The sequence below is a fragment of the Exiguobacterium sp. BMC-KP genome (genome assembly GCF_001275385.1).
Taxonomy (GTDB): domain Bacteria; phylum Bacillota; class Bacilli; order Exiguobacteriales; family Exiguobacteriaceae; genus Exiguobacterium_A.
Map to the genome: position 1 here is coordinate 283509 of NZ_LGIW01000014.1, position 23084 is coordinate 306592.

20 protein-coding genes and 3 riboswitches are annotated in these 23084 nt (G+C 44.0%); of the genes, 12 read left to right on the forward strand and 8 right to left on the reverse strand.

Annotated features, from left to right (window positions below):
- Positions 1-11: 11 nt before the first annotated feature.
- The 6 genes from ADM98_RS05375 to ADM98_RS05400 all read right to left on the reverse strand — a co-directional run bounded on the left by ADM98_RS05375 (position 12) and on the right by ADM98_RS05400 (position 4459).
- Positions 12-767 (reverse strand): MBL fold metallo-hydrolase, encoded by a 756-nt coding sequence (locus ADM98_RS05375; protein ID WP_053452583.1) that lies wholly within the window; start codon positions 765-767, stop codon positions 12-14.
- A 60-nt stretch (positions 768-827) separates the two neighbouring features.
- Complete coding sequence (locus tag ADM98_RS05380) at positions 828-1316, reverse strand: arsinothricin resistance N-acetyltransferase ArsN1 family A (protein WP_053452584.1); 489 nt, start codon at positions 1314-1316, stop codon at positions 828-830.
- A gap of 126 nt (positions 1317-1442) precedes the next feature.
- Positions 1443-1979, reverse strand: coding sequence for a 1,2-dihydroxy-3-keto-5-methylthiopentene dioxygenase (locus ADM98_RS05385; RefSeq protein ID WP_053452585.1), 537 nt, complete (start codon positions 1977-1979; stop codon positions 1443-1445).
- Positions 1980-1995: 16 nt separating this feature from the next.
- Positions 1996-2616, reverse strand: a complete 621-nt coding sequence (locus ADM98_RS05390; protein WP_053452586.1) for a methylthioribulose 1-phosphate dehydratase — start codon at positions 2614-2616, stop codon at positions 1996-1998.
- On the reverse strand, positions 2613-3272 hold the full coding sequence (locus ADM98_RS05395; RefSeq protein WP_053452587.1) for a 2-hydroxy-3-keto-5-methylthiopentenyl-1-phosphate phosphatase: 660 nt from the start codon (positions 3270-3272) through the stop codon (positions 2613-2615). Before ADM98_RS05395 ends, ADM98_RS05390 begins: the two co-directional genes overlap by 4 nt.
- Positions 3269-4459: a 2,3-diketo-5-methylthiopentyl-1-phosphate enolase gene (locus ADM98_RS05400; RefSeq protein ID WP_053452588.1), complete on the reverse strand. Its 1191-nt coding sequence runs from the start codon at positions 4457-4459 to the stop codon at positions 3269-3271. Before ADM98_RS05400 ends, ADM98_RS05395 begins: the two co-directional genes overlap by 4 nt.
- Positions 4460-4529: 70 nt before the next feature.
- A riboswitch (SAM riboswitch) is annotated at positions 4530-4631 on the reverse strand.
- A gap of 205 nt (positions 4632-4836) precedes the next feature.
- Positions 4837-4940: riboswitch (SAM riboswitch) on the forward strand.
- A gap of 78 nt (positions 4941-5018) precedes the next feature.
- Between ADM98_RS05400 and mtnK the strand changes: the two genes are divergently transcribed.
- From mtnK to ADM98_RS05450, 10 genes are all read left to right on the forward strand, one after another.
- Positions 5019-6185, forward strand: coding sequence for an S-methyl-5-thioribose kinase (gene mtnK, locus ADM98_RS05405; RefSeq protein ID WP_053452589.1), 1167 nt, complete (start codon positions 5019-5021; stop codon positions 6183-6185).
- Positions 6182-7231: an S-methyl-5-thioribose-1-phosphate isomerase gene (gene mtnA / locus ADM98_RS05410; protein ID WP_053452590.1), complete on the forward strand. Its 1050-nt coding sequence runs from the start codon at positions 6182-6184 to the stop codon at positions 7229-7231. The genes mtnK and mtnA overlap by 4 nt, the downstream gene beginning before the upstream one ends.
- 11 nt (positions 7232-7242) lie before the next feature.
- Positions 7243-8325 (forward strand): sugar ABC transporter substrate-binding protein, encoded by a 1083-nt coding sequence (locus ADM98_RS05415; RefSeq protein WP_053452591.1) that lies wholly within the window; start codon positions 7243-7245, stop codon positions 8323-8325.
- Positions 8322-9830, forward strand: a complete 1509-nt coding sequence (locus ADM98_RS05420; protein ID WP_053452592.1) for a sugar ABC transporter ATP-binding protein — start codon at positions 8322-8324, stop codon at positions 9828-9830. The genes ADM98_RS05415 and ADM98_RS05420 overlap by 4 nt, the downstream gene beginning before the upstream one ends.
- Positions 9827-10831, forward strand: coding sequence for an ABC transporter permease (locus ADM98_RS05425; RefSeq protein WP_053452593.1), 1005 nt, complete (start codon positions 9827-9829; stop codon positions 10829-10831). The genes ADM98_RS05420 and ADM98_RS05425 overlap by 4 nt, the downstream gene beginning before the upstream one ends.
- Positions 10832-11196: 365 nt before the next feature.
- Positions 11197-12153: an AAA family ATPase gene (locus ADM98_RS05430; protein WP_053452594.1), complete on the forward strand. Its 957-nt coding sequence runs from the start codon at positions 11197-11199 to the stop codon at positions 12151-12153.
- A complete protein-coding gene (locus ADM98_RS05435) occupies positions 12150-13232 on the forward strand; it encodes a DUF58 domain-containing protein (RefSeq protein ID WP_053452595.1) in 1083 nt (360 codons plus the stop codon). Before ADM98_RS05430 ends, ADM98_RS05435 begins: the two co-directional genes overlap by 4 nt.
- Positions 13229-15301 carry a transglutaminase family protein gene (locus ADM98_RS05440; protein ID WP_053452596.1) on the forward strand — a complete coding sequence of 691 codons (2073 nt, stop codon included), beginning with the start codon at positions 13229-13231 and terminating at the stop codon, positions 15299-15301. Before ADM98_RS05435 ends, ADM98_RS05440 begins: the two co-directional genes overlap by 4 nt.
- A 40-nt stretch (positions 15302-15341) precedes the next feature.
- Positions 15342-15443: riboswitch (purine riboswitch) on the forward strand.
- Between the two features lie 129 nt (positions 15444-15572).
- A complete protein-coding gene (gene guaA / locus ADM98_RS05445; RefSeq protein WP_053452614.1) occupies positions 15573-17093 on the forward strand; it encodes a glutamine-hydrolyzing GMP synthase in 1521 nt (506 codons plus the stop codon).
- 156 nt (positions 17094-17249) lie between these two features.
- Positions 17250-18182, forward strand: coding sequence for a tyrosine-type recombinase/integrase (locus tag ADM98_RS05450; RefSeq protein ID WP_053452597.1), 933 nt, complete (start codon positions 17250-17252; stop codon positions 18180-18182).
- A gap of 64 nt (positions 18183-18246) precedes the next feature.
- Here the strand turns inward: ADM98_RS05450 and ADM98_RS05455 are convergent, their stop codons facing one another.
- Together ADM98_RS05455 and ADM98_RS05460 are read right to left on the reverse strand one after the other, a co-directional pair.
- Positions 18247-19464 (reverse strand): TOPRIM nucleotidyl transferase/hydrolase domain-containing protein, encoded by a 1218-nt coding sequence (locus ADM98_RS05455; RefSeq protein WP_053452598.1) that lies wholly within the window; start codon positions 19462-19464, stop codon positions 18247-18249.
- Entirely contained in the window at positions 19455-20831 is a 1377-nt protein-coding gene (locus ADM98_RS05460) for a hypothetical protein (protein WP_053452599.1), read from the reverse strand. Before ADM98_RS05460 ends, ADM98_RS05455 begins: the two co-directional genes overlap by 10 nt.
- A 521-nt stretch (positions 20832-21352) precedes the next feature.
- On the opposite strand from ADM98_RS05460, the gene ADM98_RS05465 reads away from it, so the two are divergent.
- Entirely contained in the window at positions 21353-21940 is a 588-nt protein-coding gene (locus ADM98_RS05465; RefSeq protein WP_053452600.1) for a recombinase family protein, read from the forward strand.
- Between the two features lie 343 nt (positions 21941-22283).
- Complete coding sequence (locus tag ADM98_RS05470) at positions 22284-23075, forward strand: sce7726 family protein (RefSeq protein ID WP_152910956.1); 792 nt, start codon at positions 22284-22286, stop codon at positions 23073-23075.
- Positions 23076-23084 lie beyond the last annotated feature (9 nt).

A 23084-nucleotide genomic window follows, 5' to 3' on the forward strand; every position in this document is an offset into this window, starting at 1 on the left:
TAGAGCTACTATTAAAATGACATCGTTTCACCATCATCTGGAATCAGGAAATGAGCAGAAAGGTGGAAAGCAGCTAAAAAGTCAGCAATCATATCACGCCGCAAGAGACAATGGTTGACGGACTCGAGATGCGAGACGACAATCGTTGCTTCCGCTGCTGCTTCGTGTACCGCAAGGAGATCGCGCTGCGACATCGTGATCGGTTCTCCCGTCAGGAACTGGGCAGCCCCACTGTTGACGACGATGATGTCTGGCGTATGTTGTTCGATCGCGTGCGCGACCTCATCACACCAAATCGTATCACCTGCAATATAGAGCGTCGGTTCGTCTGGATGAGTGAGGACAAGTCCAGACACACGTCCCATCCGTTCACCGATTTCCCCGACGCCGTGTCGTCCGCCTGTTCGGTGAATTTGAATATCGCCGATCGTCACACCGGAATCGAAAGAAGAGACGTTCGTGAAGCCGGCTTCTCGGATTTGCTGTGCGTCCTCTTCTTGCTGTGCATAAAGAGGTAAGTGCTTAGGTAGAAGCTGCTTTGCGGCATCATCGAAATGATCAGCATGCAAATGGGTGACGAAGATGGCGTCAGGATCGAGCAGTGTGTTGACATCGACCGGTAAGTCGACGAGTGGGTTGGCGACAGCATTCGGTGTCTGTCCAAACGGAGGCAAACTGCCTTTATCGCCAAGAAACGGATCGATCAGTAAGACTTGATTGGCATACGTGATAACGAGTGTTGCATTGCGAATTTGTTGAATATCCATTAGGTTCATCCTCTCTACATGACTCGGATTAACTATTCCCCATCTGGCATTCAATGAATCCTATCGCAAGCGTTTCTCCATCGCCATGACGTCGACATATTCGCCGTTTAATCGCCCTTGTTCCTTAAACGTTCCGACAATCCGGAAGCCGGAACGGATATAGAGTTTTTGTCCGATTTTATTGAACGGGAAGGTGAAGAGGATCAGCTTATGCATCTGATGATCACGGGCATGTTGTTCAATCTTTTCAAGCAACCGTGTTCCAATCCCTTGTCCGCGATGAGTCCGGGTAATATAAACCGAAATCTCACCGACTGTCGCGTAGACAGGACGCGGATTGTAAGGGTCGAGGGAGATGAACCCGAGGACACCTGTTTCATCTTCAGCGACATATCCGGCATATCGCTCCGTTCGTTCCGCAAACCACTGGGTCATGAAGGATAAGTCCTTTTGGTCGGTCTCAAGCGTTGCGATCCGATCTTCGATGCCTTCATTGTAGATGGCGAGAATCGCTGGTAAGTCGTGTTCCGTTACGGGACGAATATGCATGACGCTCACTTCCTCATCGCTTTTCCTTCATTATATCGGTTACGTGTCGATGTAGTGATATGTTTGTGAGATAAGAAAAAGCGGCGATTCCCTTCCTATAGAAGAAAGTCGCCGCTTTTATCGTTATTAAGAGACCGTTGACGTCTCGTTTTCATAAATCGGAACCCAGCCGTCTGTCGTGACGAAGATTCGGACGGCGACGACTTTACGATCGTCTTGAAGCGTAAAGTAGTGGCGTGTGTTGACGGGAACGGAAATCAAATCACCGGGATTGAGTTCGATGTTGTAATAACCGACTTCCTCATCCTTGATGGCAAAGACACCGTGACCGCTGACGATGAAACGAACTTCGTCATCCGTGTGATGATGTTCCTTTTGGAAATTGACGAGCAACTCATCAAGATTCGGTGTCGTGTCCGAAAGCGAAATGATATCAGCTGTCTGATACCCACGGCGCTCTGATACATCCTTGATTTCTGGAGCAAACGTATCGAGAATCGTTTGTTTGTCCGTATCCGTCAGTGTGAAGTTCTCGACGAGATGCGCTGGAAGTTTCGAGACGTCCCATTGTTCGTAAAGAACACCGCGTGACGCGAGGAAGTCAGCGACTTCCGTTTGATCCGTATACCGTGTGTTTGTTTCTTGGAATAAGACTGTTGCCATGAGATGATTCCTCCTTTTAGTAGATGGATTGACGGCATGATTGCAACGTCAACGTATAGTTGAATAAAAACTCGAAAGCTTCGAGGTGTTTCTTTGCTTCAAAGGCAGTCGGTGCCCAGACCGTGATCCCGTGATTACGAATCAGAACGGCGCCACTACCTGTTGTGACGTGCGGCGCAAAAGCAGCAGTAAGCGTCGGAATGTCAGCGTGGTTCGGAATGATTGGTACCGTGACCGTTGCATCTTCTTCCCACTGTCCGAGTGCCTTAATGATTTCCTGCCCGGAAAAAGTGACGCTTCCTTGGTCGCCATAGAGTTCCGAAATGACGTTGTTCGCAATCGTATGGACATGCAGGGAACATCCGGCGTCCGTCCGATTAAACACTTCGACATGAAGCAAGGTCTCAGCAGAAGGACGTCCGGGTTGCTCACCAATCAATTGACCGGTCGCATCGACATGGACGAAGTCGTCAGGAGTCGTCTGACGCTTATCTTTTCCGCTTGCTGTGACGAGGAATTCGACCGGAACATTAGATGTCCGGATGGCGAGGTTCCCACTCGTACCGGGGAACCAGTCGCGTGCCGCGAGCTCTTGTTTAACAGCTCGTAGTTCTTCATAACGTCGCATGAATGTCATGTCGTCACCTCCGCTCGTGCTAAATCATGAACGATATCGTGAAACGTCTCAAAAGGCGTATAGGAAATATCGTTTTCTTCACACAACGCGATCAGATAATCACGGGCATAGACACAATCCGCTTGTTTCGCGAGTTCGAAGTCCGTCACCGAGTCGCCGATGACGATGATGACGTCACCGTCTTTACGTAATGTACGGGCAACGGACGTTTTACAACAGCCACACCCGTTCGTGCAATGGGCATCGCAGGCGTTTGGCCAATCGATATGGACGAATGGACCACTGAAATCGGCGACGTTACAGTAAATCTGTTCTTGTTCAAGGAATGGCGCTAAGATCGGTTCGACGAAAAAGTCCATTCCACCACTGACGATTGAAAAATCGATTCCTTGACGACGACTGTACTGAAGTAACTCTGAGAAGCCGTCTCGAATCACGGCACGTTCTAACAAGAAATCAAGATAAGCTGTTTTACCGTCGGACGGTAAGAGCGCGAACATCTGCCCGACACCACTCTGAATCGATAACGTTCGGTCAAGCACACCGCGTTTCAACGGTTCGAAGGCATCAGCTGGTGCAAAGGCCTGCATGAGCGCGATGATATTATCCTGCGTCGTCACCGTACCGTCGAAATCACAAAGAATTCGTACAGTCATGACTTGATCCCCCAAGCGTCGAGGGCAATCCGTAGTTCTTCATGGCGAGATGCTGCCGTCGATAGGGATTCATTTGCGAGCGCTGCATCGAGTGCTTGACGGAAAGCAATGACACCAGCTGCTGCACCTTGCGGATGACCATGCACGCCACCGCCGGCGTTGATGACGGAATCGATCCCGAAGTCGCGAACGAGTTGGGCGACGAGTCCTGGGTGAATACCGGCTGAAGGTACTGGGAAGATCGCTTTCGTCTGACCGATGCGGGTCGCTTCGACCGCGATGCCACGGGCGACATCCTTCGGTAAAGCGACATTGCCGTAAGGTGACGGGAATAACGTCAAGTCTGCTCCGGCAGCGCGCGGTAGTGTACCAAGTAAGACAGGAGCTGCAACACCATGGTTCGGGCTCGCGATCAACGCGCCACTATATGCTGGGTGATTAAAAATCGGAACAGTAATCTCCGGATCACTTGCTAGTTCACGTAAGACGTCGAGTCCGTATGTGAAGGTATTCAGTAAGAAAGCGGTCGCTCCAGCATCAATCAATCGCTTAGCTTGATCCTTGAGCGTAAAGACGGGACCACTAAGTGTGATCGCATACAACGCACGTTTACCGGTCCGGTGGAAGTGAGCGTCGATGACCTCACGTCCGATGCGTGCCCGGTCAATCGTTGGTGTCAATGGGTTATCGTATAGAATCTCATCGTCTTTGACGAGATCGATTCCACCGGCAAGTTGTCCTTCGAGTTGATCGCGGAGGAACGATAGATCGCGTCCGATGACGCCTTTGAAAATACTCATCAACAAGGGACGATCTTCGACACCAATCAAGGAGCGGACCCCTTCGATGCCGAACTTCGCACCTGGAAAATCTGGTGTGAACGTATCGGGTAACAGCAATTCCGTTAACTTGATTTCACCGTCGAGTGAGAGTTTGCCGAAGACGGTCGTCAGAATCGCGGAAAAGTCACGCGACACGTTATGTTCTGGGTAACGAATCGTGATATATCCGTTACCGTCGCGCTCTTCGGTATGTACGACTTCCCCTTTGAACGAGGCAAGTTGTTGTTGTTCAAGATGATTCAGCTCCGTCCAAGAACCGACCGTCAAACCAAGCGCGAGTTGTTCAGCGCGTTGCTCGAGTCGATCACGGGCAGTCAATTGATAAGTAGCAGTAATATAAGCCATGTCTTTCCTCCTTCAACAAAAAAATGGTCCCTTGTCAGCGACAAGAGACCATGAATGATTCGAACGTGGACTCTTATCGGTCAGCTTAGTAGCTGCAAGAATTAGCACCGTGCCAAAAGGTCGGTTGCTGCGACATCGTAGGGCTTGTCCCTCCGTCTGCTCTTGATAAGAATTGGATGAAATTGTGAAATCTAATTGCAATTTTTACATGAGAGTCACGACTTGTCAAACTATTTTTAGAAAATTTATTTTTTTGAAAATACTCTTTCTATAGATGGCGTGAAAACAATGTCTGTTTCTCCTCGATTTTAGTTTGACAGCAGGGAAGTTGATTGCGTAAGATTCAAATCAATATCACACACGACAACTACATACGACTCTTATCGCGAGTTGGCAGAGGGAATTGGCCCGATGACGCCGCAGCAACCGACCACTAGGCACGGTGCTACATCCAACAGACGTTTCGTCTGAGAGATAAGAGGACGCAGTGACTTTCCTGCGCCTCTTTTCGATGACGAAAAGAGGCGCTTTTTCGTGTACCACATAGGGGGAAACTGACATGACATACAAAGCATTTACAGAACAGGACGCGATTGATCGTGTTCGGACACTCGGACTGATCGGAAACGGCCCTGTCGAAGCAGAAGAAATTGGTGACGGGAATCTTAACCTCGTCTTTCGGATTCGAGAAGGCGAACATCGGTTGATTTTAAAACAAGCATTACCGTACGCAAAGGTCGTTGGGGAAAGCTGGCCGCTATCGCTCGAGCGAGCGTGGATTGAGCAATCTGCACTCCGTGAATTCGCGCGACATGCCGTACCATTCGTACCACGTGTCTTTCATGCGAGTCATGAAGAAGCGTACACGGTCATGGAAGATCTTTCACATTTAACGATCGTTCGGAGCGGACTGCTTGCAGGTGAACAATATCCGTTGCTCGCAGAACATATCGGTTCCTATCTCGCCCGGACTTTATTCCATACATCGGACTTTGCACTTGGTCCAGTCGAAAAGAAACGCGTTGCCCGAACGTATTACAATCCAGACTTGTGCGACATCACAGAAAAACTGATCTTCACGGATCCGTTCCATGATGCGGAGACGAATGAGATTGAAGCCGGGCTTGAAGAAGAAGTAGCGCATCTTTGGGCAGACGACACACTCAAACGCGAAGTCGCGAAACTTGAAGCCCTTTTCATCACAAAAGGCGACGCTTTGTTGCACGGTGATCTACATACAGGAAGCATCTTCGCCTCGGCAACGGAAACGAAAGTCATCGATCCGGAATTTGCCTTTTATGGGCCATTCGGATTCGATGTCGGACAATTCATCGCCCATCTATTCTTTGCGGCATATCCGGATTACCCAGCACTTCGTGATGCGCGAATTCGAGACATCGATACGTTCTGGCTGACATTTGCTTCGACGTTCCGTGCCTTATGGGAACGGGAAGCGGTCGAACCGTTCCAGACATCGGGACTTGTTGATGATGTGCTGAGCACGATCTTGCAAGATGCACTTGGCTTTGCAGGGTGTGAATTGATTCGGCGGACGATTGGTCTTGCGCCAGTCGCTGATCTAGAATCAATCACTTCAACAACGGAACGTCTGGAGCAAAAACGTCACGCCCTCCGTTTAGGCTCCGCTTTAATCAAGCGCCGGACGGAATGCCGAACATTTGATGATTTACGAAACTTTGACGTAACGGAGGAGTTAAGCCGATGAGTACATTCGTCCAAAGTATTCGTTATGAAGACCGTGTCTTGACGATTCTCGATCAGACGCGTCTACCACAGGAAGAACACTATGAAGTGATCACCGACCTTGCGCAAGCGGTCGAGGCGATTAAACAACTACGCGTTCGGGGAGCACCTGCGATCAGTTTATTCGGTGGCTTTGTGCTCGTTCAGGAAGCGTACCGGCTCGAAACGTCGCTTCCGGTCTATAAGCAGGCCTTGCTTGAGACATCAGCGACGTTACTCGCGACACGCCCGACAGCCGTCAATCTGCGAAATGTTCTCAATCAACTAAACCCGATCATTCAAGATGGCGTGTCGGTAGAAGACATCCGCGAACGGTTGGAAAAACGAGTGGTCGCCTTATACGAACAGGATGCACAGACTTCGCGACAAATCGGGATTCATGCACTGGAATTGTTCCAGTCAGGCAACCGGATCCTGACGATTTGTAATGCGGGATCGATTGCGACCGCTGCTTACGGAACGGCACTCGCTCCGTTTTATATTGCAAAAGAACGCGGCATCGAGTTATCCGTTTTTGCGAGTGAGACACGACCACTCTTGCAAGGTGCGCGATTGACGACATGGGAATTACAACGCGCTGGAATTGATGTCACGTTAATTACAGACAACATGGTCGCTCATACGCTGAAAGAAAAACAAATCGATGCAATCATCGTCGGGGCAGACCGGATTACACGAAACGGAGATACGGCGAACAAAATCGGGACGTTCCAATTGGCATTGCTCGCGCAAGCTTTCGGTATTCCGTTTTACGTCGCGGCACCGCTCTCGACGTTTGACTTCTCGCTTATTTCCGGTGACGCGATCGAGATCGAAGAGCGTGATCCGCAGGAAGTGACGGCGATCCAAGGCGTTGCGACAGCACCAGCAGGAGTCGCTGTCTTCAACCCAGCATTTGATGTCACACCACATACGTTGATCACAGGTATCATTACGGAACTCGGTGTCATCACGCAACCAAATGAAGAAACGATCGAACAATTAACGGGGCTTCAACCCTTAGGATAAGGAGATATTTCATGAAAAAATTAGCTTACGCCGTCCTAGCACCGGCACTGTTACTAGCGGCTTGTGCAAATGGAGAAGCGACGACGACAAAAGTCGTCAAAGATGTACCAAAAGGGGTTCAATCGGACGTCAAGATCGCCGTCATTCGTAACCTCGCATCGGATGATCATACGAAACAACTCCTTGATGGCGCACGAAGTGAGGGCGAAGCACTCGGCTTTAAAGTCAGTACGTTCATCTCGGAAGGGAACGACGTCAAGTTCAAGGAACTGGTCGCCCAAGCGATTCAGCAAGATTATGATGGTCTCATCATCTCGCACGGCAAGGAAGATTACGCGTATGACATGATCAAACCAGCTGTCGATAAAGGACTGAAGGTCGTGACGTTCGATACGGTCACGAAGAAAAAAGGGGCATCTCTAAAAGGCGTGACGGAAACATTCCAAAACGATCATCAGCTCGCGAAGCTATCGCTTGATGAAGTGACGAAGGTGACGGACAAGAAGCCGGTCCGTGTCATCAAACTCTGGTTCGGACCAGGTTTTGCCCCGCTCGATCGTCGTCAGGAAATCTATAAGACATACGAAGCAGACGGCAAAATCAAAACGCTTGAGACAGTCGGACCGACGAACTTCCAAGATGTCCAAGGCGATATCGCAACGAAGATGAATGCCATCCTCGCGAAATATCCGAAAGGAAGCATTGACGCCGTCTGGGGAGCGTGGGATGAAGTTGCAAAAGGGGCTTACAAATCGCTCAAGGATAATAAACGTCAAGAAATCCCGCTGATCTCGATCGATGTTTCGAATCAGGATATCAATCTGATGCGTGAAAAAGGCAGTAACTGGGTCTCGACGAGTGCGGTGGATCCGTTCTTGATTGGACAAACGGACATGCGATTACTGGCTAAGAAAATCGCCGGAGAGAAGACGCCAGATAGCTTTGACCTCGATGCGAAACTCGTTGAGCAGAAGGCATTGAAGCAGGACACAACGATGTACAATCTCGATACGATCATCAAAGGATGGAGTACGTCGGACAAATTCAATGAGCCGTGGATGGACCGGTTGCGTGACGTCCATAAAAAACAATGACGTCTATCAATCATCACCTGGAGATGACCGGGATTTCACTGGCGTTTCCGGGAGTGCAAGCCTTAAAACAGGTCTCGTTTGAAGTGAAATCCGGTGAGATTCATGCGCTCGTTGGTGCGAATGGTGCCGGTAAGTCGACGCTGATGAAAGTCTTATCCGGAGCGGAAACGGCGGATGAAGGCGTCATCCGTCTCAATGGGGAAGAGCTGTCGATTCAATCCCCGCGTGATGCGAAACGAATCGGAATCGACCTCGTCCAACAAGAGGTCGATGTGGCACTCGTTCCGTATCTGACGGTCGCTGAGAATATCTGTCTCGATCTGTTGACGGACGGAACGATGACCGGTTTTGTGTCACAACGCCGTTACATACAACGTGCGAAAGAAGCTTTAGCGACATTACAGGCAGATATTTCCGTCAAGACACGTGTCGAAGAATTACGTCTTGCTGAAAAACAACTCGTATTGATTGCTCGCGCTCTCGTTCAGGAACGCCGGTTTTTGATTTTGGATGAACCAACAGCACCGCTCAGTCAGGCAGAAACAATCCATCTCTTTTCGGTCGTACGACGTTTAGCGAAACGGGGACTTGGGATCATTTTCATTTCACACCGCTTACAGGAACTATATGACATTTGTGATTCCATCTCAGTCATGCGCGATGGTCAACTCGTCTCGCGAAACGCTTTGAAGGATATTACGAAAGAAGCCGTTGTTGAGCAGATGCTCGGACGCAAGCTGGCAACTGTAGCGAAAACATCACGAACAACAGAGGCGAATGTACTTACGGTCAAGGGCGCAATGAATACGGATGTAGCAGACATTTCCTTGACGGTACAAGCTGGGGAAGTCGTTGGGATCGCAGGTCTTGTCGGCGCCGGTAAAACCGAATTATGTAAAGCATTGTTCGGCGACCGTCCGTTTCAAGCAGGAGAAGTTCGCCTAAATGGAACGGCCCATCACCTGCGCGATCCGCAAGCTGCGATTCAAGCAGGAATCGGTCTCGTTCCAGAAGAACGGCGAAAAGAAGGAATTCTTGTTGCCGATTCTGTCGCGGAAAATCTGACGGCAGCTGCAGCACATGATTTTGTCAACCGCTGGGGGCTGATGGATCGTCGTAAAGAAACGGATCAAGCATCGAAATGGGTCAAGGAACTGGGCATTAAAGTGGCAGATGTGACGCAAGAAGTGGGTCAACTATCCGGTGGGAATCAACAAAAGGTCGCCATCGGAAAATGGTTACTGACGGATGTCTCCGTACTCGTCTTAGATGAACCGACAAAAGGCGTCGACGTCGGAGCAAAACAAGATATCTATCGTCTGATTGACGAGCTCGCGCAACAACAAAAAGGCATTATCTACGCGACGAGTGAATGGGATGAACTCTTGACCGTCACAGACCGGATTTACGTCATGTTCGATGGTCGAATCGTCTATGAAACGAAGACATCAGATACATCAGAAGAAACCTTGTTGTGGTATGCGACAGGAGGAGGGCAACGATGAATGAGGTAGTATCGAAACAAACGAATCGGGGGAAGGGGTTACGTCCTGTCCTCGGATTCTTGAACGATTGGGGGATCGTCCTCGCGATCATTGCTCTCGTCCTGTTTTTTGCGACGACAGCTCCGACGTTCCTACAAGGGACGAATTTAATCAATATTTTACGAAGTATCTCCATCGTGACGATCATTTCGATTGGCTTGACGGTCTCATTGACGATCAATGGATTTGACTTGTCCGTAGGATCAACTGCGACGCTTGCGAGTTCTTTCGTCGTCTCGTTCTTCGTCTGGTATAGTCTGCCACTCGGTGTCTCGATTGGTCTAGCACTCATTCTGTCTTTAAGTGTCGCCTTGTTGAACATCTTGCTTATCGTTTGGTTTAAGATTCCCGATTTATTTGCGACGCTTGCGACGATGTTCATCGTCGAAGGAGCAGCAATGACCTATACGGGTGGTGGTTCAATCAGTGCTGGGATGCCGCGCCTAGACGGTACACCAACAGTCGGCACGATTCCGGAGGCGTTCGCGAAAATCAGCCAGGCGCCTTGGATCATCGTCATCATGCTCGTCGTCGTCGCTGTGACCCATGTCTTCTTAAGTCATACGCGACATGGTCGTTTTCTCTATATCATCGGTGGAAATCCAGAAGCCGCACGACTGACAGGAATTCGTGTGAACCGTTACCGAGCACTTGCTTATCTGATTGCTGGATTGTTTGCTGCAGTCGGTGGGATTTTACTTGCTTCACAAGTTGGATCGTCGCAAATCAATGCCGGTTCCGGTTACTTGATGCCAGCGGTCGCAGCCGCATTCATCGGTTCCTCGTTCGCAGGGCAAGGGAAACCGAATGCGCTTGGCACACTTGTTGGGGCTTGTCTCGTCGGGATTCTTGAAAATGGTCTCGTCATGTTGTCAGTACCATACTATTCCTTGAATATCATCAAAGGACTCGTTCTTGCACTGGCACTCGCGACGACCTATGCGCGGTATCGTAAAAAATAATTAAAATTTGACGTTTCGTTTATAACATATTCGGTAATATTCAATATATGAAAGGATGGTGATGCACATGAATGATTACCAATGTAGAGGGAACGATCGCATGTCGCTTCTGAAAGAAGAGGATCACCGGACTTGACGAACGTTGTCCATTGACACGGATGTATTCGTGTTTTACGTGCAACTGCACGGTTCAAGAACGGATCACGGCATGTGTTCGTTCCTGAAACAAATAAGGGGGAAACGCTACGGCGTTCCCCCTTTTTCATGTGCTACAAACTGCTCGTATTTCTTTAAAAGCGTAGCGGAATATGAGATGATATAAAAAGTCAGAAAATTCAACTACTACGAGAGCAAGGGGCCTGACAATGCGAACATACACTAAGGAGATTCAAGCGATTATCGACAACGTAGAGAAAGTCATCATCGGTAAGGAAGATGTCATCACACAATCATTGGCAGCATTACTAGCGGGCGGTCACGTCCTATTAGAAGACGTACCGGGAGTCGGGAAGACGATGCTCGTCCGTGCGTTCAGCCGATCGATCGGGTTGACCTTCAAACGTGTTCAGTTCACGCCAGACCTACTTCCGTCAGATTTGACGGGTGTATCGATGTATAACCAAAAAACAAGTCAGTTCGAATATAGACCGGGTCCGCTGATGGGAAACATCGTCTTAGCCGATGAGATCAACCGGACATCACCAAAAACTCAATCTGCCTTACTCGAGGGAATGGCGGAAGCGAACGTCACCGTCGATGGTGAGATTCATACGCTTCCGAATCCCTTTTTCGTCATGGCGACACAAAACCCGATTGAACATGAAGGAACATATCCGTTACCAGAAGCACAACTCGACCGTTTTCTCGTCAAAGTCAAAATGGGTTACCCTGATTTCCAGCAAGAAATGAAGTTACTCACGCGTTTTGAACGGGATGAACCAATTGAAACGCTTGAAGCGGTGATTGGTCGCGAGCAATTGCTCCAGATGAAAGAAGAAGTCAAGAACGTCCATGTCTCGCAACCCGTTAAAAAATATATCGTCCATCTCGTCCAAGCGACACGGACGAATGGTTCGCTGTATCTCGGTGCGAGTCCTCGTTCTTCGATTGCTTTGATGAAAGTCGCGCAAGCGTGGGCATACATGGAAGGGCGAAGTTTCGTTTTGCCGGATGACGTCAAACATCTCTTGATTCCAGTCCTGTCACACCGCTTGATTTTGACAGCAGATGCTCGCTACCATGGGCAATCGTCGGAACGGATTTTAGAGCAGATCAAAAAAGAGATTGCTGTACCGATCCAACAAGACGTGGAGTCCCTATGACGAAGTGGCAAATTGGTTGGCGTTACGCTGTATTACTTTTGACGACGGCTGCCTTATGGACATATGCGCGCGTCGATGGCGGAAATGTCGCTTCCTTGCTGTTTTACGTCATGGCTGGCTTGACCGTCTACTGGACGCTCTTTCTGATCTGGCCTGTCACGCAGGCACTTGCGACACGAGAAGTCTCAAATAAGATGCTCGTTGCTGGAACGGATATCCCGGTCTCCTTACATGTTCGCCGACGTTTCCCGTTTCTTGTCGGAGCCGTTGAAGTGACGGAGGCGATTCCGAATGAACTCAGTGAAGAAAAACTTGATATCAGCCGTCCGCTCCGAGCCCATTACCGGAAGACGGAGCAGATCGATTATACGATTCCATCGATTCGCCGGGGAGTCTACCAGATTCCAGGTTGTATCGTCGAAATCACGGATCCGTTCGGTTTGTTTAAGCGAAAGCGGATGTTTCCAGTCGAGACGTACCTTGCGATTGAACCGGCTCGACTTGCCGTTCAACTTCCGCATGAGGAGGATCGTGGCGATGGTGGCATCTCACCCGTATCGATTGATCTTCGGCAGTCATCTTTTACCGTCGTTGGTGTCCGGGAATATGTCAGTGGTGACCGGATGAATCAGATTGATTGGAAAGCGACGGCGAAGCGTCAAGGCTTGATGACGAAGACATTCGAACGGGAGCAAGAACGGGAAACAACGATCGTTTTCGATGAGGGAACGGAAGCAGGCGAAGCGTTCGAACGTGTCATCTCGATGCTCGCAGAAGCGACGGATCAGCTGAACAAGCGACGCTTGAGTTATCGGATCCACCTCGTCGGACATGCTGTTCAATCGTTATCGTTACCACTCGAAGGGGCGAAACTCACGCATTATCTGATGACGGCTCAGCCGAGTCGGACGCGGACGTTCATCGAATCGTGGGAGTACTCGTCAAAAGCACTTCGACTGAGCGGGAACGTCCTCTTCATCACACCGGATCTTGAGTCGAACAATGAATTATGGATTTCAAAGATTAATCAAGAAGCAACCGTTCATGTCTATACACCAGAACGGAGGGGAGTGCGATGATGCGACGATTGATTTGGAACGCCATCGCGGCAGCCGTTCTGACTTGTTTCATGCCACCACTTCTTGAACTGACGACATTTGAGCACCTCTGGTCATTCTTACCGATGCTGTTTCTGCCCTTGCTGTTGTCGCATCTAGCGCGACGTTACTTTTTACTCGGAAGTCTCGGTGGATTGCTGTTGTCGTTTTATCTGATTTTGACACCAGGAGCGGCACCATGGGGGATCTTTACAGAAATCAGTTCGGATATTCAGAGCGTCATCAATGGTGAATTGCCGGGACGACCAGCCTTCGCGCTGTCGATCGGATTGATTAGTTTCTTGATTGCGTACCTGGCGCGCCGGACATTCCCGAATCGTGGATTCGTCTTCGGACTTGCGTTCGGAGTGATCGGCTTCATCGCGTATTGTGATACGTGGACGGATTACTCGGGAGAGACGTTCATTCTCTATCCGATCATCTTATCTTTGTTATTGCTCTATGCGACGGAAGTCAACGAACGACCGCGTGCCTCGTACGTTCGTCCGCTGAGTGCCTTATTCATCATGGGGGCTGTCATCGTCGCTGCTGTTCAAAGTCCTGTCATCAATGCGACATGGCAAGACAGTTGGTACGATTTGACGTCTGGTCTTGAAGGTGAAGGAGAACCGTCAAATGCGATTCAAAAGGTCGGCTATGGCAATAACGATGAGCAACTCGGAGGACCGTTCCAGATGGACGACCGGGAAGTCTTCCAAGTCGAAAGTGAGGGAAACCGCTACTGGCGAGTCGAGACGAAAGATATCTACACCGGCAAGGGGTGGGTGCTGTCGGAATCGAATCCGGAAATCGATGCGCGTGGCTTCTTTTCGCATTTCGGAAAAGAGGTCAAGACAAGAAATGAGACGGCAACCTTTGAGATGGCACGTGAATTACCATTCGTTCCGTATAATGGTGATAATGTTCGGTTGACTGTCGATCAACAACGGCAAAACGTACTAGTTGATTCGGACAATCAAAAAATCTCGTATCTCGACGATGCGGATCAGCAGCGCAACTATCAAATTGAATATGCTTATCCACTCTTTACAGAAGAGCAGTTACAGACAGATGAACCGCTCAATTTATCACCTGCAGACACACGTCGGTATCTGCAACTGCCGGACGGTTTACCACAACGTGTCCGTGATTTAGCAGAACAAATTGTTGAGGATGAAGAAACACCATGGGACAAAGCGCGAGCAATTGAAAATTATTTCGAGGAAGAGAACTTTGAATACAATACGGAAGAAGTTGCCGTACCGGGAGAAAATCAAGATTATGTTGACCAATTTCTGTTCGAGACGAAACTCGGGTACTGTGATAACTTCTCGACTTCAGCTGCTGTCTTACTTCGGGCAGCTGGCTTACCCGCCCGCTGGGTGAAAGGATTCACGGGAGGTGAGTCCGATGTCATCGGTTCTGCCGTGACGAGTTATACGGTACGGAATAAAAATGCCCACTCGTGGGTCGAAGTCTATATTGAAGGACCGGGATGGGTACCGCTTGAGCCGACAGTTAGTTTCGACGGAGCAGGTCAGTACACGATTGATCGGGAAACGAATAATGAGACAGAGCAAACGAATCCACAACGCGAGACAGAAAATAACACAGAGACGACGACGCCAAATCGTCCGCAGGAAAATCTTCTTGACGAAGAACAGACGACTAGCGCTGGGCAGACGGAGCAGAAGTCCATTCCATTCTGGCCGATCTTCTTGACGGCACTTGCGCTATTGTTCCTCTACCTGTTCCGAAAACCAATCATTCGGACACTCACGATTCTCTTCTTCCGGAGACAAATCGAACGACCAGAAGGATTCCGCCGGATGTACCGGTACCTCTTACGACGTCTTGATAAAAAAGGATTCCATTATAAGGATGGGCGGACGCTTGCTGAACTGGCGCACGAAGTCGATGGATATTACGAGACGTATGCGATGCGACCGCTAACGGATGCTTATGAGCGGATGGTCTATGGTGGGGAATCACTATCGGATGAGAAAAAACGTGAATATTTCGAAAATATCATTCGTCATGTAGAGGGTTGATATTTACGAAACGATACAGTTACAATGGGAACAACGTAAATCACACACATGCAATCTCCTTTGTATATACTCGCGAATATGGCGCGAGAGTCTCTACCGGGTCACCTTAAACGACCTGACTATGAAGGAGCAGACCCTTCGTATACATTTTTTTGTGAAGCGGCCTGCTCTTTTTCCATTTTATCTATGGGCGAAGAGTGGGCTTTTTTCATAGGGTACGCATGAAATCAGAAAGGCGGGAACAGATTTGGAAGCACATTTGGACCAGGAAATGATTCTCGTCCTCGATTTTGGAGGACAGTACAATCAATTGATCACACGTCGTATTCGGGACCTTGGTGTCTATAGTGAATTGCATTCGCATAAAATCACTGCAGCAGAAGTAAAAGAAATCGCACCTGCTGGTATCATCTTCTCAGGTGGCCCACGTAGCGTCTACGCAGAGGATGCGTACCGGTGTGATCCAGAAATTTTCGACCTTGGTATTCCAATCTTCGGGATCTGTTACGGCATGCAGCTCATGTCACAACATTTCGGCGGAACAGTGGAACGTGCGGGACATCGTGAATATGGAAAAGCCACATTGACGTTACAAGACCCGTCACCGATGTATGTAAACCTGCCGCTCGAACAAACAGTTTGGATGAGCCACAGCGACCTTGTCACATCTGTACCAAACGGATTTGTCGTCGATGGAACGAATGTGTCATGTCCAATCGCTTCGATCAAAAACGAAGAGTTGAACATGTACGGTGTGCAGTATCACCCAGAAGTAAACCATACGGTCTTCGGGAAAGAATTGCTCAAGAACTTCCTCTTTGAAGTCTGTAAATGTACGGGCGACTGGTCAATGGAGAACTTCATCGAAATCGAAGTAGCGAAGATCCAAGAACAAGTCGGCGATAAAAAAGTTCTCTGTGCCCTTTCAGGTGGTGTCGACTCGTCTGTCGTCGCAGCTTTGATTCACAAAGCAATCGGCGATCAATTGACATGTATGTTCGTCGATCATGGTTTACTTCGTAAGGGAGAAGCAGAGAGCGTCATGAAGACGTTCGCGGATCACTTCCACATGAACGTCATCAAGATTGATGCACAGGATCGTTTCCTCAACAAACTCCGTGGTATTTCGGATCCTGAGCAAAAACGTAAAATCATCGGAAACGAGTTCGTTTACGTCTTTGATGAAGAAGCTTCAAAACTAACGGACATGGACTTCCTTGCCCAAGGTACGCTCTACACGGATATCATCGAGAGTGGTACGGATACGGCACAAACAATCAAATCACACCACAATGTCGGTGGATTGCCGGAAGACATGCAGTTTGAATTGATTGAGCCGATCAATACGTTGTTCAAGGATGAAGTCCGTGAACTCGGGAAAGAACTCGGTCTTTCAGATGAAATCGTTTGGCGTCAGCCGTTCCCGGGACCAGGTCTCGGGATTCGTGTCCTTGGTGAAATCACAGATGAGAAACTCGAAATCGTTCGCGAATCTGATTTCATTCTTCGTGATGAGATTAAAAAAGCTGGACTCGAGCGCGAAATCTGGCAGTACTTCACAGTCCTTCCTCCGATCCGTTCGGTTGGTGTCATGGGTGATGAGCGGACATACGACTATGCCGTCGGAATCCGCGCCGTCACGTCCATTGACGGGATGACATCAGACTGGGCACGTATCCCATGGGACGTGCTTGAGAAGATCTCGGTCCGGATCGTCAACGAAGTCCAGAACGTTAACCGCGTCCTGTACGATGTGACGTCGAAACCACCGTCAACGATTGAGTGGGAATGATTTCAGAAATTAAGATTAGTAATTAGCTACAAACCCTTTTATACCAATGGTTTTGAAGCTGTAAGTTGATTTTAATTCCTATCACCTACGACTATTGACTTCTAAAAATACTCTCTTTTATTTGTGTTGTTTTGCAAATAGAAGGGGGTTTTTTTGATGGTCAAATTAATTGAACTGATTGATGATTTTCAGCTAAATCAAAGAATTGAAGGGAAAAAGCATTTTTATATTAGTCTTTGTACCACAAGACTGACACGATGGAGAACATATGTAGAAACAGAATTTCAAATAGTTGATTTAGAGGGCGTGAGACCCGCTCACATCAAAAGCTACATTCAAGTATGTCAAGGTACTGGGAAAGAAATCAACAGCACGATAAACGTTAGTATAGCCACTCTAAGGGTATTCTTTAATTCATTAGTTGAAGAAGAGTATTTAAGTGAGCATGAAAATCCAATGCGTAGAATCAAAAACTTAAAAGAAGTTAAGAAAGTGATCGTGACATTCAACGATGAAGAGGTGAGCCGAATATTAAACGATGTAAAAGAAAACACGTACTCAAATATCAAAGATAAGCTCATTTTAATTTTTCTGTTTGATAGTGGAATAAGAGTGAGTGAACTTTGTAATATTAAAACAAACGATGTTTCTAGAAAGCATATTCTTATTCATGGAAAAGGTTCAAAACAACGTCTTATCTACATTTCGAAGCTCATGCGAAAATACATGCGCAAGTTTGAAGCAATTAAGAAAGAACGATTTAACCATAGACCTGATGATGAGATAGGAGAGTATTATTTTCTAGAACAAAGCGCTGAACGGTTATCGAGATCGAGGATTAACCAGATACTGAAAGAGCATTGTAAAAGAGTAGGAGTGAGGAAAGAAGTACGTTGTAGTCCACACGATTGCAGGGACTATTATGCGCAAAAACAATTAAGAAACGGAATAGACATTTATAGTCTTAGTAGATTGATGGGGCATTTTGATACTCAGATCACTTCTAAGTATCTAAAAGGTCTAGAACAAGAAGAAGTTTTTAAGATTGGAAATACTACTAGTCTTTTAAATTATTTAAAATTAAAATAAAAAACTTCTCGTTTATAGAGAAGTTTTTTATTAAGAATTAAAAATTTGAACTATCTAACTCAAATTAAATAAAATCGTATGAGTCATCTTCTGGTGAAGAAGATTGCTGCATTGTTTCAAACAATCTATCTTGATTGGTATTAATATTGAAAAAAAGCATTGATGCTATTGATTTTAATTCACCAGTTAGGTAAGGATCACCCCCCACAGTCGTGTAACCGACTCTAGCAGAAATTTCACTCCAAGGAATGTCATAAAAGCTTTCTAAGTCTGGATCATGTAAAACTAGATTTAAATTGTTTACTTCTTTTTCGTTATTAAAATAAGCAGTAATCGCTCTTGGTAATTGTGGATGTCTGGCATTGTCTGTATCGATTACTACAATCACTTCTTTTCCTAGATAGGTTAGTAGCCTAGCAAAAAACGGCATGTATACTTTTCCATGCGCAGTAAAAACTTGTGTAGATGTTGCAAATCTATTTTTTATAGTATTTAGAGCTATTATTTCAGATGCACCTTCTACAAGTACAATAGTTTTATTAAACAAGCATCTGAAAAACTCTTCACTTTCTATTAATTGAGAAACAAGAACTCCCAAGTATTCCTCATTTTGATAAGCATTTAATTTATTTAGCATTGTTGATCCTATAGTGAAATCACGACTTTCAAATGACCTAATATCAGTTGTGGTTTCTCTCATCATTTCTCGTATACCTTCGAAGTTAATATGATGATTTCCAAATCTGTTAACGATAAAAATTTTGTTCATTGTCGCGTTACACTCGATCAAAATACGCGTACTATGTGTTGCTACTTTAACCTTTAGACCTATTTTAGACAACATAACAATTATTCGAGAAATTTCTTTTATATAGTCTTCATCTAAAAAATTCTCAGGTTCATCAAAGCATATACATTTTACGTTATTAAAATTATATTCAGTGAATATGTTTAATAAATTTGAAAATTTTTCTTGTCCCTTAGACTTTAAAGTAATCAAACTTAATTTGCTTTTTAATTTTAAAATTTCCTGTAATAAAGGTAAGAAGTCAGCGTTAATTTCTTCTTGTTGAGGTTCTACCGATTGTTCCCCTCTTCGAGACTCATCTTGAAAGGAATATATTTTGCTTTCAAAATCAATTCGTACACTAGGCTTGGTTATTTTAAAACTAGGATGTCCTTCTTCATTAATAAATACAGAATGGCTGTTTTCTTCAAAAAATTGTTTTAAAGCGAAGGTTTTTCCAGAACCATTAGAACCTACAAGAAAATTCAAATCCATTCAAACTTCTCCTTATATTTGTTATATACAGCGAAACAGTATTTTAAATATAGACTCTTTAAATGAACTTCAGAAAGAGAACTTTGATTATTATTTCTTATTCTCAATAAATTTTGAACATCTTCAGTTTTTGAATTGAATTCCTCCAATGTAATTTGAGTAAGTTTTTCAATAGAACTAATAAATATTTGTAGTTCTTCTTCATTTTGCGGATATACAAAGTTTAGATCCATATCAATGGCTCTTAAAAACATATGATTTTTTATAGCATATGCAAGTTTTTTATCGGGTTCTAAATCATTTACCCAATTTATAGAAACATCTAGCTGCATAGAAAACATTGCTTTGCTTATATAATTGTTGTCGTTAGGTACGATATTGTATGTATCAATTTTATCTTTTAAAGTAGTGGGTAATTTATTGTATTCTGCTTCCCAAAATACTACTCTCTCACCAAAGTAATCAACTAGAACAGAATTATCTAGTTGTTTCTTTTCAATCATTTCAATATCGTAAAAGAAATAGTCTTGTTTTAATAACTTAATTACTTCATCAGAAAAAACTACAAATCCTTCTTCAATATCGCCGTTGTAATGGTTCGGATTATGATTTCTAGCTTTACCCGTACCAAGATCAATAACTTTTATAGATCTTGCATTAGTCTTACTGAATGAAAAAGGTACTGTCATACTTCCTCGGAGATATAGTCCGTATTTTTCATTATGAGAATACTCTAGATACATAGAATCTGAATTTTTTTGATTCTCGAGCAACTTGGAATGATTTTTATTCCTATACTCAAATTCAGCTACCAGTTCATAGACATGTTCATACTTTTGTTCGTCATGAATAATAAATTCAGCTAAGAAATTTTTTAATATACCTAAATGTTCACTATTGTTTTCTTTTTGATAGTTTAAAACTAGACTGCCTTTTTCATTTTGATATTCTTCATCAAAATAAGCTTCAACATATTTAAATTGCTTAATGTCATTTTCTGAATATAATTCAGTTACAGTGAAAAATGGATTAACTTGGTATACACTTGAATTTTTATAGTTTTTATAAACAATTACATTATGAATAAATAACTCGTTTAATTGGGATGGAGTAATATTATGAATGTTATCTGGAGTTGGAAGCGAAAAGCTTAAATTAGAGGTTAACCACGTTTTATCTATAGATATATCCTTGTGTTTTAAGACTAGTTTTACATAAAAATCGGCTTCAATTCCTTTTATAAAGTCACCTTCACTTAAAATAGCTGGTATATATAGATTTTCAGTATTAGAGTAAATTTTTTCGATGTAGTTTGTAATCTGTTCCATACTATTAAAACCTCTTAATTTTTCTAGGTGTTTGATCATTTCTTTATCATCCTTTACTTCTCGTAATAGGTAAACGAAATAGTCTATGTTAAGCCGTTTAAGTATGCAATCCTTTGCTAACAACAAATATTAGTATAATTATACAAAATAATGATATATATAGTATATCGTCATAGAGATTTCACCTCAATAAAATAAATTTAATTACTACAAGTGTGAAAATAAATTACATAATGAATATTTTTCGTTGTGCTTCAATTCAACATATTTTGATCGTATAAAAGCTTTGAGTAATTAACTTATTAATGAGTAAATTATATATTTCAAGTTGTGCACATTAACTTAAACTTTATAGTGGCATCTAATTTTATAAGCTGAAAAAAATTAAAAAGAAAAAAGAACTGATTTTATCTTTAGACTACACTTAAACGGTAACCAATATAAGAAAACAGAAACCCTTTAGTATCAAGGGTTTTCTTTATAATCTATCTTACCGTTTGACTGTTACCGTTAATAATGAGTAAAATTAAACTATAACTGCTACCTTGGAGGTTAATATTGTGAGAACTATTGGATATATCAGAGTAAGTAGTGAAGGTCAAAACATTGCAAGACAAAAGGAATCTTTAAGTGATAACGGATGTACAGAGTTTTATATTGAAAAAGTTAGCGGTGCTTCAATGGAACGTCCGAAACTAAATGAGATGTTAGAAGGTCTTAATATAGGCGACATGATAATTGTTCATGAAATAAGCCGCTTATCTCGTTCGACAAAAGACTTATTAACCATAGTGGAACTGATAAAAGAAAAAGGAGCAAAGCTTAAGTCTGTTACTGATAGTTGGTTGGACTTGTCTGATGATAATCCAATGAGCGAATTATTGTTTACTATTTTTTCTGGTTTAGCACAGTTTGAACGGAAGATGAACAAACAACGTCAAAAGGAAGGGATAGAGATAGCTAAAAGTAAAGGTAAATACAGAGGTAGAAAAACTAAATTAGTTGAAGGTGGAAAAGAAGAGCAGAGAATGAAAGCTATTATAGCTGCCTATAAGAAAGGGAAATCAATAAACGATATTCGTACAACTTTCAGAGTAGGAACGGGTACTATTTATAGATTACTTGAGCGAGAAGGGCTTAAGAATTAATTCTTAATTATACTTGGCCCGGTAGTAGGGGGAGTTTATGACCAATTTGTTTATGTTAAGTATGAGTATATGTGATGGCACTTTTATCCGCGCAATCTTTTAATTAATATTATTCGCGTGCGCAAAGTACTTAAAAACCGATCTATAGAGATGTTTTTGACTGAACTATCATACATGCCCGTGAGCAGAATTTAAAGAATAAAATTAAAGTTTTATAACATAGATATTTTACTGATAAAAGGTTTTTTTTTGGACATATGATTGTATAACTAATATATCCCGAAAAAAACCTAAACAAAGCTTAGAAAGAAAAACAAGAAGTATAGAAAGTGTGAGTAGGATAATGAATATTAATAATGCAGGTAAATTTTTCACTAGAAAAAATTTGAAAGTAAAAATAGATGATGAAAATTTTAATTTTAATTCATTCGAGGAAGAAATGAATGAAAATTATGATATTTTAAAACAAAAGTATAGAAATGAATATTTCTTCAAAAATACTTTATTTAATAAAATAGTAATGGGTAAATATAGCTTGAGTACTACGGGAGCATTTGAAGAAGTTATAATCAAATCATCAAAAGCAGATTTTGTTTTGATAAATAAAAAAAAATGTATAGTCTATGAGATAAAAACAGATCTAGACAATTTAGAGAGATTGTCACAACAATTATTAGACTATTCTACTGTTTTTAGTGAATTATATGTTGTGACAACAGAAAAAAATTATTACCCAGTTTATAAAAATTTAAAGGAAATCATTCCTTATATTGGTATCATAGTATTAACACAACATGATACTTTGAGTGTTCGTAAAAAAGCTGAAGTTTTTAGAGAGAACTTAAATCATGAGAATCTTTTCAAAGTTTTGAGGAAGAGAGAATATGAAAACATATTACTAAATGTTTTTAAAAAATTACCGAATGTCAAGCAAGTTGAGTATTTTAAAGAATCGATGAAGTGGTTTGAAACTATTGAAATTTTAAAGGCACAAGAGTTAGTTTTTGAACAGTTAAAGAAGCGTATTATCGTAACTAACAATTTAGTGTATAAAAATATCCCACTACCCATACGTTGGTTAGTATATGTGTCAAATTTAAACAGTAATAGTTTTTTTAAAATTTCAAAGAAATAACGGAGGGGA